The sequence below is a fragment of the Thalassospira sp. CH_XMU1420-2 genome, assembly GCF_037029325.1.
Classification (GTDB): Bacteria; Pseudomonadota; Alphaproteobacteria; order Rhodospirillales; family Thalassospiraceae; genus Thalassospira; species Thalassospira povalilytica.
In genome coordinates this window covers 927,446-940,951 of sequence record NZ_JAYMEG010000001.1, presented here as the reverse complement: position 1 = coordinate 940,951, position 13,506 = coordinate 927,446, and the positions used below count along the sequence as shown (strand labels likewise).

The following is a 13,506-nucleotide window of genomic DNA, read 5'->3' as shown; positions in this document are numbered from 1 at the left end:
TTAGAACGGCCAAGTTTGTACATTTCGTCAACTACGATTGCTTCGCTTGACCAAAAATCGCCATTGTCGAACGATAATCTGTATTATGTATCCACGTCCAATCCGAAGTCCCCAAACCAGCTCTTATGGAACACGTCTAAATACATAATATTTTGTATGAAAATTAGGGTCATGTCAGTTCACTGGAAGCGATCTAACAATGGCAGGCCCTTCAACAAGCAACTGACAATTTTATGTATTTCCGACAATGAATCCAAATTCTGTATCGATTTTCAAAACATATAATTCAACTTATAATTTAATTTCGATTTAAAATGAAGTGGCCTAAGTAGCCTGTTGCAGGCTAAGCCAGCCTGGAAAAGACCTGATGCCAATTGAATAACTTATAAGACTCGGGGCTGTTTTCTTAATTTATGCTCCGGCTGGGGGCAACGCATGGCCGACCAGGTCAAACTCCAGGCGCGAATTTCTGGTCGGCGTGAACAACAAACCAGCTAATTGCTGTTTCGTTGATGCTCTAGACACAGATGAGAAGAAGCTGCCGCTGTAGTGCGAAATCGTTGTCAACTTCTTGGCACGAATGACAGCTTTTATGGCACAAAAGGTGACATTAGACATCTCGCGAAATCAAGCACTTGGCATTTCGGATTGCCAGATAAGTTGTCATCGATTGTCACAAAAGCTGACAAAAATCTGCGGAATTGTCAGAAAATCTGACAATTTTCGACGAGTCAAAAAAAGAAGGTATGGTACACAGGCACATACTTTTTTCGCACACCATAGCCGTACAGTGCTCAGAAACTTTTCGACGCTCTGTTATTTTGTCTGATGCACATAAATAGGTGCTATAATTGGGAACAAGTTGCACTCTACCAATGCAGATAAATGGTGCGACACAGGCAGCCTGAATGCCCAACAGCATGCACAGCGCGATTCAGGTATCCTTCAACGGCAACCGCGGATCACAACCATACTCGATCTGAGCTTCGCGAACGCCGTTAGGTCATGCCCTTGCATTAACAAAGGGGGGGGGGAGGCGACCTAGTACGTCAGGATGCCAGCTACATGGCCGTTCTATTCAAACCCCTAGCAGGCTTGAAAGGATCAAGCTGCAATGTAGGAAACCTAACTTCAATTGCAGTCCGGGTTTACCCAGGGGACTAGGCTAAAGCGGCGCAATGATTGTCTTTGTAAAACACGCACATGGATCAGCTCACACATCGGCGTCAACGGATGATATTGAAGCCAAGAATCAGAGAAATATCACACAGAAGTAGCTGACACTAAAAAGACAAACATTTTTTCAACCCTGACACTTCGAAAGGATGTTTGACAGCTAGACCGCTCGAACAGAACTCAGGAATTCTTGCACTTTCTCACGTAATTTGTCTGTCTCATGTAATAAGCTGCCTGAAGCATCTAGCACTTGTTCAGCTGCCCCACCAGTCGAAACCGCAGCTTCATTCACGCTAATAATACTACTAGTAACTTCAGAAGTACCCCCAGCGGCTTCTTGGACGTTGCGAGTGATCTCGAGTGTAGCAGCTCCCTGCTGCTCAACAGCGCTTGCAATTGCTGCCGAAACTTCACTAATCTCCGAGATAGTGGAAGAGATTGCAGCGATTGCCTCAACCGCGCCATCAGTCTCACTTTGGATATTTGAAACCTGGGCAGTAATCTCATCAGTCGCTTTTGATGTCGCTGTCGCCAAATTCTTTACTTCCGCAGCCACCACAGCGAAACCCTTACCCGCGTCACCAGCGCGAGCAGCCTCAATCGTCGCATTTAGAGCAAGAAGGTTAGTTTTCTCTGCAATATCGCTAATCAACCCAACAACGTCACCAATCTTTTGCGCTGCATCCGCCAACCCACGTACCCGGACATTCGTTTCTTCCGCATTTACAACGGCCCGAGCCGCAACCGTGGATGACTGCCCCACCTGTTGATTTATTTCGCTAATCGAAGCGCTTAACTCTTCAGTTGCACTCGCGACTGTTTGAACGTTAGCCGAAGCCTGCTCGGCCGCTGTCGCAACTATCCCAGCTTGTCGGCTTGTCTCTTCTGCAGTATTGGTCATCCCAGTCGCAGTCGATTGCATTTCTTTGGCCGCAGTTACGAGGGCTTTGAGCACGAAAGTCATTTCACTGTCAAACCCGGCGGTAAGTTCGCTTATCTTCTCGGCTCGTTTTTCTCTTAATTTTAATGCTTCAGCTTCTTTCTCAGCAAGCTGATCAGCACGAATCATGCCTTCTTTGAACACCAATACCGCTTGAGACATTTCTCCAATTTCATCTCCACGATACTCTCCTGGAACATTTGCTTCTTTGTCGCCCGCAGCTAATTTTTTCATCACTTCAGTAATTTGCACAATAGGTTGAGAGATACCTCTCCCAGTTAACCACGCGAAAATTATGCCAATGATGATTGCAGCACCCGCTAGTATCTCGCTGATCAAGACAGATCTTTTAGATGCAGCTGCAGCCCTAGGGCCGATCTCATCTTGTTCTGCTTTCACATCAAGCTTGAGGTCTTCTAACTCGCTGGCAACGATCGGCCCGATACGCTCTAACTCATTAGAAACCAAATCGCCACGTAGTGGATCAAAAACCGAGAGAGAAACTATTTCTTCAAAAGCTTCAGAATATGCTGTCAAGTTATCTGAAACTACTCTCGATGCCTCTTTTCGGCTTCCTTCGGACAGTAAAGACCCTAGTTCTTGATTCAACAGCTTAGTCGTGTCGAGTATATCAAGTACTATCTGGGCATCTTCAGGGCTATTGCTTAATAGATAATCTTTAACTGCCACCCGTGCCTCCAACAGCTTCTCCTGCACACGGACTGCTTGATTTGATTGGAGAACAACTTCTCTGTAACGCGAAAAGTCTGTTCCCACACTACTCATGGAAACTACGCCCAGCACGGCAACGGTAGCCAAAAGCAATAAGATGAGCGCAAAGCCACCGAAAACTTTTGTCGAGATTTTTAAATTACGCATTAGGTTAGTCATCGTTTTCCTCCGAACGGCCAGCATTCTCTGGCTGCTGCTTCCAATTGTTATTCTAAGCCAGTTTAAGTCACTGGCCCTTTTATAATTAGAGATCGAAGATTTTATTCTATTTTATTTCAGTAAATGAAGTCGCGTCAGCCAGAATAAACATCTCCTGAGACTGGAAATAGACATGCTCACAAAACTAACCGCGACACTTACCCAAATCGGCGGTCTCGATGCAGAACTGGGATAACTATCGACGAAACGGAACCGGTAAAATTTAGTGATCATTCGCGCCGCAGCATGAAGCTGCTGGTAAAAAGTCCAATCTTGTGAACATGCAATATCAAACAGCCTTATGACATCGCGAAAAAAAGGGAGGCACACAGCATATGAGCACACCTCCCTCGCACAACTGGAGCGCATCAAGCTCCAGGAACTTTTTGATCTTTCGTCTCTTTCGTCGAGGTGGGAGACGTTGAGAAGTAGTTTCGTGCAAGTAATGCACCACCCACAAAAATCGCTGCCAGTGATACGAGCATGTACGGCGCAACACTGCCAACAGCGACGCAAACGAATAAACTTCTCATTAGTCGGGATAGAGTGCCGTTCATATAGCCCTCTATTGCAGCCGCCAGTGAAATCGTTCCAATAACACCGCCGATCACAGCAAGCCCAATCTCAAGGGGTGAACCGGACCCAATGATGGCAGGATTCCAAATAAAGACGAATGGGACAAGGAAGCCAACTGAGGCAAGTTTGACTGCATCAAATGCAATCTTAAATGGATCTTCCTGTGCAATGGCCGCTGCCGCAAGAGCCGCAACCGCAATTGGTGGCGTCAAGGCCGAGAGGATCGCGTAGTAGAGCAGGAACATATGAGACTCAAGAAGCGGATATCCCAACTTTGATAGCGCCGGCCCGACAAGAACTGCCGCAAGGATGTAAGCACTTGGTGTTGGCATCCCTAAACCAAGAATGATGGTCACCACAGCCGAAATCATCAAGGTGATAACCGGATCTGCACCACTGATTGTCATGATCACGTTTGCCGCTTTCATGCCAAGGCCCGTCATAGACAGACCACCGATTACAAGTCCCGCAGCCGCGCACGCGCCGGCAACGGGGAGGATACGCAATGTGGTTTCACCAAGGCCTTCAACTACACGCCAAACGCTCATGCGGGTTCGCGCAGAGCAAGCCGCTGCAATGACTACAGAAGCAGCTCCCAAGCCTGCCGTCATGGTTGGCGAATAGCCAAGCGACAGTGCGAGTATGATCACCGCGATCGGGACAATAAACATCCAGCCGTTAATCAGAGTTGCCTTGAGCGTAGGGACATCATCCGGATAGGAGCGCAAATCGCGTTTGACCGCGCGCAGGTGAACCTGTGAGAAAACTCCAAGATAATAAAGGATCGCTGGAATAATCGCGGCGTAAACGACTTCGCGATACGCAAATCCTGTGTACTCAGCAAGAATGAACGCTGCTGAGCCCATGATAGGAGGCATGGCGCTGCCACCTGTGGACGCAGCAACTTCAACAGCACCGGCGAAACGCGATGAATAGCCAAGACGCTTCATGATTGGGATCGTTATCGAGCCTGTCGCGACGACATCAGATACGGGACTGCCTGAAATCGTTCCATACATGCCTGATGAGATAACAGCAACCTTTGCCGGACCACCGGGGCTCTTTCCGGTCAGCGAGGCAGCAAGGTTGAAGAAGAAGTCCCCGCCGCCAGCAAATGACAGCAACGTCCCGAAGAGAACAAATAGGAAAACATAGCTAGCGACAACCTGGATCGGGACACCAAAGACACCGTCCGTTGTAAAGATTAGTGCATCCAGCAGGTATGTGTATTCGATCACTCCGTGTCCAAAGGGCGGAGGTAGCATGTGACCGAACAGGTTGTATGCCATAAAACCGAGAACAACGATCGTAAGACCTGCACCCGTCGTGCGACGCGTCGCTTCAAGTGACAATAATAGAAGTGACGACCCAAAGAAAAGTTGAGCAGGTGTAAGCTCTTCAAGCAAAGTGATTCGACTTGAAATCACACTTGCATTCACGAGGAAAAACGCTCCGGTAGCGAGGCTCAGTACACTTAACACCCAATCAATAATGGTCGGCTCGTCCCGTGCATTAGTTGTTGCACCGACCACCAAGAAGAGCATCGAGAACAAGGCGCTAAGAAACAGAATGCCAATTATAAGCGGGTCCGAGATAACGAAGAGGTTGCCGTAAATAACCCCGATCGCAAATAGTGCCGCCAAGCTGATCAAAACTTTGTGGGGTAAGGCCGCAAACTTACGTTTGCGGCCTGTGCTAACAAGTGACTTCATCATTTGAGAAGTCCTGCCTCGCGATATGCCCGTTCTGCACCGGGATGGAACGGCAGAACATCCTGATCAGCCATCAATTCGGTGTTGAGCGCCTTCATTGATCCATGCACTGCTCGCACCTCGTCGATATGAGCGACAAGTGATTTGGTCAATTCATAAGCAGTTGCTTCTGGCATTTTTTCGGTTGTAACGAGAAGCGCCCCGAGAGCAGATGTTTCGACATTGTTTGGCTGGTTGGAATAGCTGCCCGCCGGAATGGTAAATTCTTGGGTTCCAAACCGTTCATTGGTTGCATCAATCACGTCCTGTGGAATGTCGAGGACAATGACTTCATTGTTTTCATCAATAGCGCGGAATGAGGAATGGAGAACAAACACACCATTGGTAACCATGTCGATACGACCATCCTTCAGCAGCTCTGCCTGGTCGTTTGCCCCTGCCTGAACAATGCGCCCACCATTTGCCTCAACAGCTTCCTTGGTTAAACCGGCTTGTTCGAGCATGAACAATGCTACGTTGGACGTAATATTACCCGAACGGTTTACGCCAATACGCACCGGTGCTTTTGCTGTTGCAAGATCGTCGAGGCTATCAATGTTGTATTCGTCGGCAATCGACTTCGCCAGAAAGAAATGCATCGGCGCCCAGTTATACATGTAACCAATTGCACGCATGTTGTTTACAGGGGCCTTGAAGGGCTCTTCTCCTGCCAAAGCAATCTTCACTTCGGCATTGTGAACCAATCCCATGTCCGTCCGATTTGCTCCCAGCAAACCTATATTTGCAAATCCACCACCAGTTGCCTGATATGTCACAACGGAATTTGGATCTGATTGTTTTACAGCACGGTCGATACCTGCGCCGAGAAGAGACCACAAGCCACCCGGGTTCCCACCCGACAATGTCAGGTTTACCGGTTCAGCCTGTGCAGTGTTAACGCCGAAGGCCAGTCCAATAGCCGCGGCAAGAGTCAAAAGCCTCATTCTTTCCTCCCTAATGGGTACGATCTCTGATTATGGTTTTGTTTTATTGTTATTGGACGCTGAACCTTTTCCGGTTACCGCAAAGCAGCGTCAGGCCTCGAAAGTGATATTCACGTTCTTCTGTTCGGTATAGGACAGCATCTCACCGAGGCATTCTTCACGCCCGATACCTGATTGCTTCATCCCGCCGTATGGGGTGCCAAGAAAATGGTCGCTGGAATTGTTGACCCAGACATATCCGGCACAAATGTCATCCACGGCACGCATTGCCTGGGAAAGGTCACGCGTCCAGACTGAGGCCGTTAACCCGTAATCAACGCCGTTCACGGCATCGATAAGAGCGTCATACTCCGTCCACTTCAGAATACTTAGTACGGGGCCAAACACTTCTTCTTGGGCAATGCGCATATCAGGCGTCACATCGGCAAACACCGTCGGCCTGACGAAGAAGCCACCCGCGAGATCGGCAGGAACGTCGCCTCCCGCGACCATCCTTGCCCCTTCGCCTTTGGCAATATCGATGTAGCGGAGAACCTTCTCGTACTGACCTCGTGTAGATAAACACCCCATCTGAGTGTCCGGGGAGAGTGGATCACCCGGGGTAATATCGTTGAAAGCAGAAGCCAGTTGTTCGACGACCAAATCATAAATACTCTCATGAACGAAAACACGACTGGTCGACCCACATGACTGCCCCGCCGTCCAAGGCAAATTCATGCCCTTAACCGCACTTTGAACAGCTTTTTCAACATCGGCATCGGGGAATATGACAAGGGCGTTTTTGCCCCCTAGCTCAAGAGAGACATGCTTAAGGGTATCCGCGGACTGGCGCATAACAGCACGTCCGGTTGCAGCACTGCCAACAACACTGACGCTGGCAATCCCCGGATGGGTCGAAAGACCTGCACCCAGATCGGAGCCACCATTCAGAATATTCAAAACACCGGGCGGGAAAAGACCACCGATCAGTTCTGCAACCTTCAGACTTGAAAGCGGCGTTTCCTCGGATGGCTTAATAATAACGCTGTTACCAGCCATAATCGGTGGCGCGAGCTTGGCACATGCAAACATCAATGGATGGTTGAACGGGACAATACGGGCAACAACCCCGACCGGCTCGCGAACGACATAGTTCACTTTGCCCGCGCCAACCGGAACAGTCTCGCCCTTGAGCTCCGTCGCAAGACCGGCAAAGAAATCCATCAAGGTCGCGGCAAGTTCGACATCAAACAGCATCCCGGTCAGGGAATTTCCGCTATCGAGCGCATCAAGATGGGCAAGCTCGTCCTTGTTTGCGCGGATGATGTTCGCGGCTTCACGCATCACTTGTGAACGTTCGCGCGGTGTCGTGCGCGCCCAAAGTTTCTGCCCTGCCGCTGCCGCTGTCACAGCGGCATCAAGATCAGATGCTGCACCACTATCTACCTTTGCGATTTCAGTTCCGGTAGACGGCGCAAAGACCGAGATTTGGGCATTTGCGGCGCGATGCCATGCCCCTCCATAATAGAGCCCTTTGGGAACTCTCTCAGTCAGCAATACCTCGGCAGTAGAAGCTTTTAATGGCTTCATGCTGTTTTCCTCCCAGGAAAATCCGCGATTTTTATTGTGCGCGGGAAGGTCGTTATTTTATTTTTTATAAGATATCTAAGTTAAATGGCAGGACGTACGATCCGTCAACAATAAAATTAGATATCTTAGTTATTTTTTTATCTGAAGGGCAGATTCGGAGCCGAACCTGCCCTTGCAAACACTACTCTGCAGCGACGCTTGCTCCTTCTACAAGCGTACGCCAATCAACGGTCTGCGGATAAACTCCCTCACGCGAAGCGATGTTTACATGGGGGACTCTTGGTTCCGTTGTTCCAAGGGCTTCACCGCCGGCATCAACTTTCCTCGCGGCGTCCACCATCAGACGACGAAACTCGACAATCGCCAGATCGGATGCGCCCAAGATATCGTCAGACCGGTCAACAATCGCCCCCATAGAAACCCACATCACGATATCCTGGTTCGGAATGCCTAGCACACCGGTAAAGTTCCCAAGTTTCATCGCTTGCCGGTCCTGCAGGAAGTTGTTGTGGAGTTGTCGCTGGGAAACCCATCGTTCATCCAGATGAATGCCTTTTTGGGCATGGTTGAACTTGCGCCACTCTTCGGTTGTCGGGCAGGCCTTCCCACCCCACGCGATGAAATGGAAGTGCGTGGTTTCATCATCGATCGGTACGATGACGCTCGCGACATTGTAATTGTTGTTCGGCGGAATCAATGCAGTGTATGGCGCGATGTATTCGGTAATACGCAGATAATGATGCGTACCTGCATTTTTGATCGGCTTGCGGATCGCAGCATAGTGGAAACCATAGCTGGTTGTCTGCGTCTGCATGCGCGGCGACTTGTCGGTGGACGGACGATACCACGCCTGATCGTCTGCAGACGCCCCTTCGACACGCGCGGGTTTCATGTCAGAAGAATGCAGGCTGGAAGAGTGAGCAGAGTCGATCTGACCTTCAGTGATCTGTGCCCAGTTTGCCGGAATGCGAATTTTCAGGATTGAAACCTGCGTGTCTTCGGTCGGTGCAAAAGCGGGCGGAGAAAACGGATACATGCCTTCTTCTTCGCCAAGCCACGCCCAGACAAATCCACCCCACTCGACAGTTTTATAGGATTTGTGTTTGACCTTTTCGTGAAGCGGGCTGCCTTCAGGTTCGGACGACATGGCAACGCAGTTGCCTTCAACGTCGAATTTCCATCCATGATAAAGGCAGCGCAGTCCGCAATCCTCATTACGACCGAACACAAGAGACGCACGTCGGTGCGGGCAAAGCTCGTCAAGCAGCCCAAGCTTACCTTCTGAGTCGCGAAACGCGACGTAACGGTTACCCACCGCTTCAACAAGCAGCGGCTTGCCGTCTGCTTCAGCGACTTCCTCGATCAGACAGACCGGCGTCCAGTGCTGGCGCATCAGCTTGCCCATCGGCGCATCGCCAGTGACGCGGGTTAAAAGATCATTCTCCTCATGGCTCAGCATCTCGCGAACTCTCCTCCGTGTTGCTTATTCTTAGATATCAAAGTTTATATACATGACCTGATTACAGGCGTCTAGTGACTTGACAAAAATTATTAGATATCTAATTTATTGCGTAAAGTTAATTCGGGAGGAAAAAATGTCAATAGAATTAGAAAGCATAAAAATGCGCGTTGTGGCCCGGCGAGAGCTCACCCCCCACATCTGCGAGTTTACGCTTTCTCCCGTGGAAGGCATTGAACTTCCAGCATTTGAACCCGGCTCGCACATCACAGTTGAGACCCCCTCCGGGGCGATGCGCCGCTATTCACTGGTTAATGATGGACACAGCCCCGAGGAGTATGTGATCGCCGTAAAACGTGAACCTGAATCGCGTGGCGGATCCTCTTCGATGCACGAGTCGGCGCTTGAAGGAACCGAGTTATCGATCCAGCCGCCCGAGAACACCTTTGCCCTGAAAAATGCGTCAAAATACCTTCTGATTGCCGGGGGCATCGGCGTCACACCTATCTATGCGATGGCCAATCACCTGACGATGGAGGGAAAACCCTTCAAGATCATCTATTGCACACGCACTGCGGAAGATACGGCATATATGGCCGAGATGAAGGAATCCTTCGGCTCAAACGTTACCTTCCATCATGACAATGGCGACCTTGAACAGGTTTACGATTTCTGGGACCACTTCGAAGAGCCCAGCCAAATCCATGTCTATTGCTGTGGACCATCACTTTTGATGGAAGAAATCAAGGCGATTTCCGGTCACTGGCCGGAAGGGCGTGTCCATTTCGAGGATTTCAAGGCCGTTGAGGCCGTCCGTGAGGATGACAAGGCGTTTGAGGTCACGCTCCTTAATACCGGAGAGACAATACAGGTCCCGGCAGATCGATCTGTTCTTGAAGCTTTGCGCGACAGCGGCATCAAAACTGTCAGCTCATGCGAGAGTGGCACGTGTGGTACATGCCGCTGCAAGCTGATCGAAGGCGACGTCGACCATCGCGATATGGTGCTGATGGATGAAGAAAAAGACAGCCAGATCATGATCTGCGTCTCCCGCGCCAGGGAGGGTAACCTTGTCATCGAACTCTGAGTGCTGGTCTGAACAGCCCCCATTGCGTCTGGGTGTGATCGGGCTCGGACGCGGGTTCATGCTGACATTGCCAAGCCTGCTTGCCGATGAACGCGTCAAACTCATCGCTGCCTGTGCCCCGCGGGCATCATCGCGTGCTGCATTCGAAAAGGAATTCGGCGGTCGAACATATGACCGCGTTGAAGACATCTGTGCTGACCCAGACGTTGAAGCTGTTTACATCGCAACGCCGCATCAGATGCATGTCGATCACGTTTCAATCGCCGCCCGAGCAGGAAAACATGTGCTCGTCGAAAAGCCACTGGCGATTAGCCTTGAGGATGGCATCAAGATGGTCGAGGCCTGCGAGCAGGCTGGCGTACAGCTGATTGTGGGACCAAGTCATAGCTTTGATGGAGCCGTCAGCCTTGCCCACGATATCATTCAGTCCGGCAAGGTTGGTCGTGTCAGAATGATCCAAGCCCTGAACTATACCGACTTTCTGTACCGCCCGCGCAGACCGGAGGAACTCGTTACAGCGGAAGGTGGTGGCGTCATCTTTAGTCAGGCTGTCCATCAGCTTGATATCGTCCGGCTTCTGGGCGGCGGCATGGTGAAGACCATTACGGCAGCTACTGGTAACTGGGATCCAGAACGCTCTACAGAAGGTGCGTATAGCGCCCTTGTCTGTTTTGAAGGAGGCGCCTTTGCGTCTTTGACCTATTCGGGCTATGCGCATTTTGATTCAGACGTCTGGCAAGATTGGGTTGGTGAATTGGGTTACCCCAAAGACCCTGCCAATTATGGTCAGGCCCGCATCGCACTTTCAAAAGTATCCTCCCCGCAAGAGGAAGCCGCCCTTAAATCTGGCCGGACATATGGGGAGACACCAGTGCCACCGCCAGCTCCCCATCATGAACATTTCGGACCAATTGTTGTTTCCTGTGAAGGAGGCGATTTGCGCATCACGGCAGATGGCGTTTGGTTGCATGGCGATTTTGAACAAAAGTTCATACCAGCTCCAATGCATGCCGGCCCGCGATCTGAGGTTGTCTCGGCACTGATCAGTGCGGTGCACCTGAACGCACCGCCATCACAAACTGGCCGCTGGGGACTGGCAACACTCGAAGCCTGTCACGCAATTCTGCAATCGGCAGAAACAGCAGGAACCGTGAAATTGGTTCATCAAATACCGTCAAAAGAAACAAACACCGGAGGAAACTCGTGAGCAACCTGACCCTTTCACTGGCTTATGGGGACTATGATCGCACCAGACCGATTTTTGATGGTCGCGTCAAAATTGATGGCGTCGACCCTGTCTCGATGCTCCTGTCACCCGAAGAGATGTTCTTCCGGGCGTTTCGCAACGAAGACTTCGACGTAAGTGAACTTTCATTTTCATCTTATTGTGTGAAGCTTGCCCGTAACGAAGCACATTACGTGGCGATCCCGGTATTTCTCTCTCGCGCCTTCCGGCATACCTCGGTTTACATTCGCACGGACAAGGGTATCAACAAGCCAGAGGATCTAAAGGGCCGCAAGATCGGCATTGCCGAATATCAGCTGACCGCCAATGTTTGGGTGCGCGGCATTCTGGAAGACGACTACGGGGTAAAACCATCCGATATCCATTGGGTACGTGGTGGTATGGACACCCCGGGCCGCCCGGAAAAGATTAAGGTTGAGCTTCCCGAAGACGTCAAAATGACCCAAGCCCCCGAAGGCGCGACCCTCAACCAGATGCTGGCAGATGGCGAGATTGATGGCTTCATCGGCCCGCGTTGGCCGAAATGCTTTAACGAGGGCCACCCGCATGTTGGCCGCCTGTTCTCAGACAGCATTTCTGCAGCTGAGGGCCACTACAACCGCACCGGCATTTTCCCGATCATGCATGTGCTAGGCGTCCGGAGAAGTCTTGCAGATCAACATCCATGGCTGCCCGCCGCGTTGCTTAAGGCTTTCTCGCAATCCAAGCAAATGGCCTTAGATGCTCTGAGCGACACCTCTGCAACCAAAGTCACCATGCCGTTTGTCGAAGACACCCTTGATCGTGCCAAGAAACTTCTGGGCGACGATTTGTGGCCATATGGAGTAGCACCAAACCGCAAAGTGATCGAAACCTTCCTTGACTACCATTACCGCCAAGGCCTCTCACCACGGAAGCTTTCTATTGATGAACTCTTCCATCCGTCCACTCGCGAGGTTTTCAGCCTATGACCACCAATAATGCAAAAACATCGGGCGTATTTCCCTCTCTCCCGGCCATTCTGGTCGAAGAGGGCGTACGCGCCGCTCTCAAGGAAGACCTCGGGCGCGCTGGTGATCTGACCACCGATGCAACGATCGGGCCGGAGCTGCGCGCACAAGTATCCCTCGTTTCCCGCGAAGCCGGGAGCCTTTGCGGTGTTGATTTTGCCCGGACTTCTTTTGCTCTTGCCGGTGCGGGGCTCCAATTCGAGGCCTTCCGAAAGGATGGGGATACGCTCGCACCAGGTGACGAAATCGCGCGGGTGACAGGAAACGCACGTGCCATCCTATCCTCCGAGCGGGTAGCACTGAACTACCTCTGCCATCTGTCTGGCGTTGCAAGCACAACCGCAAAGTTTGCCGACTTAATTGCGCACACAGATGCAAGGATTTGCTGCACGCGTAAAACCACGCCGGGTTTACGAGCCTATGAAAAATACGCTGTGCGTTGTGGTGGCGGTGCGAACCATCGCTTTGGCCTTGATGATGCAGTTCTGATCAAGGACAACCACATCGCCGTTTGCGGTAGCATCACCAAAGCAATCGAAGCCGCGCGCAATTATGTCGGGCATCTTGTTGTGATTGAGATCGAAGTCGACACACTTGAACAGCTCGAAGAAGCGCTAAGCGCCGGTGCAACGACCATTCTTGTCGACAACTTCGGAATTGATGGTCTGAAAGAAGCGGTAAAGCTTAACAACGGTCGCGCGCGGATTGAGGCATCAGGCGGTATCAATATCGACACAATCAAGGATGTTGCCGAAACAGGGGTTGATTTCATCTCAAGTTCCAAGATCACCATTTCTGCACCGACCCTTGATATCGGTCTCGACGTCACACTGGGGTAG

General features: G+C 50.9%; 9 protein-coding genes. 4 read left to right on the top strand and 5 right to left on the bottom strand.

Annotated elements, in window-relative coordinates; genetic code table 11:
• Nucleotides 1-1,336 precede the first annotated feature (1,336 nt).
• The 5 genes from WA429_RS04205 to WA429_RS04185 all read right to left on the bottom strand — a co-directional run bounded on the left by WA429_RS04205 (nucleotide 1,337) and on the right by WA429_RS04185 (nucleotide 9,345).
• Nucleotides 1,337-3,007, bottom strand: coding sequence for a methyl-accepting chemotaxis protein (locus WA429_RS04205; protein WP_287466693.1), 1,671 nt, complete (start codon nucleotides 3,005-3,007; stop codon nucleotides 1,337-1,339).
• Nucleotides 3,008-3,414: 407 nt separating this feature from the next.
• Nucleotides 3,415-5,337: a TRAP transporter permease gene (locus WA429_RS04200; protein WP_287466692.1), complete on the bottom strand. Its 1,923-nt coding sequence runs from the start codon at nucleotides 5,335-5,337 to the stop codon at nucleotides 3,415-3,417.
• Nucleotides 5,334-6,317 (bottom strand): TAXI family TRAP transporter solute-binding subunit, encoded by a 984-nt coding sequence (locus tag WA429_RS04195; RefSeq protein WP_250282177.1) that lies wholly within the window; start codon nucleotides 6,315-6,317, stop codon nucleotides 5,334-5,336. Before WA429_RS04195 ends, WA429_RS04200 begins: the two co-directional genes overlap by 4 nt.
• Before the next feature lie 90 nt (nucleotides 6,318-6,407).
• Nucleotides 6,408-7,886, bottom strand: a complete 1,479-nt coding sequence (locus WA429_RS04190; protein ID WP_120224396.1) for an aldehyde dehydrogenase family protein — start codon at nucleotides 7,884-7,886, stop codon at nucleotides 6,408-6,410.
• 181 nt (nucleotides 7,887-8,067) lie between these two features.
• Entirely contained in the window at nucleotides 8,068-9,345 is a 1,278-nt protein-coding gene (locus WA429_RS04185) for a Rieske 2Fe-2S domain-containing protein (RefSeq protein ID WP_120224395.1), read from the bottom strand.
• Nucleotides 9,346-9,481: 136 nt separating this feature from the next.
• Here WA429_RS04185 and WA429_RS04180 point away from each other — a divergent pair, with 136 nt between their 5' ends.
• From WA429_RS04180 to nadC, 4 genes are read left to right on the top strand one after another with little or no spacing between them, the layout of a single operon-like run.
• On the top strand, nucleotides 9,482-10,432 hold the full coding sequence (locus WA429_RS04180) for a PDR/VanB family oxidoreductase (protein WP_250282175.1): 951 nt from the start codon (nucleotides 9,482-9,484) through the stop codon (nucleotides 10,430-10,432).
• 34 nt (nucleotides 10,433-10,466) lie between these two features.
• Nucleotides 10,467-11,639 (top strand): Gfo/Idh/MocA family oxidoreductase, encoded by a 1,173-nt coding sequence (locus WA429_RS04175; RefSeq protein ID WP_287466709.1) that lies wholly within the window; start codon nucleotides 10,467-10,469, stop codon nucleotides 11,637-11,639.
• A complete protein-coding gene (locus WA429_RS04170) occupies nucleotides 11,636-12,628 on the top strand; it encodes an ABC transporter substrate-binding protein (protein WP_199679424.1) in 993 nt (330 codons plus the stop codon). The genes WA429_RS04175 and WA429_RS04170 overlap by 4 nt, the downstream gene beginning before the upstream one ends.
• A complete protein-coding gene (nadC, locus tag WA429_RS04165; protein ID WP_250282171.1) occupies nucleotides 12,625-13,506 on the top strand; it encodes a carboxylating nicotinate-nucleotide diphosphorylase in 882 nt (293 codons plus the stop codon). Before WA429_RS04170 ends, nadC begins: the two co-directional genes overlap by 4 nt.

Coding starts and splice junctions, on each gene's coding strand:
- WA429_RS04195 (WP_250282177.1), bottom strand. CDS start 6,317: ATGAGGCTTTTGACTCTTGCCGCGGCTATTGGACTGGCCTTCGGCGTT.
- WA429_RS04190 (WP_120224396.1), bottom strand. CDS start 7,886: ATGAAGCCATTAAAAGCTTCTACTGCCGAGGTATTGCTGACTGAGAGA.
- WA429_RS04205 (WP_287466693.1), bottom strand. CDS start 3,007: ATGACTAACCTAATGCGTAATTTAAAAATCTCGACAAAAGTTTTCGGT.
- nadC (WP_250282171.1), top strand. CDS start 12,625: ATGACCACCAATAATGCAAAAACATCGGGCGTATTTCCCTCTCTCCCG.
- WA429_RS04185 (WP_120224395.1), bottom strand. CDS start 9,345: ATGCTGAGCCATGAGGAGAATGATCTTTTAACCCGCGTCACTGGCGAT.
- WA429_RS04200 (WP_287466692.1), bottom strand. CDS start 5,337: ATGATGAAGTCACTTGTTAGCACAGGCCGCAAACGTAAGTTTGCGGCC.
- WA429_RS04180 (WP_250282175.1), top strand. CDS start 9,482: ATGTCAATAGAATTAGAAAGCATAAAAATGCGCGTTGTGGCCCGGCGA.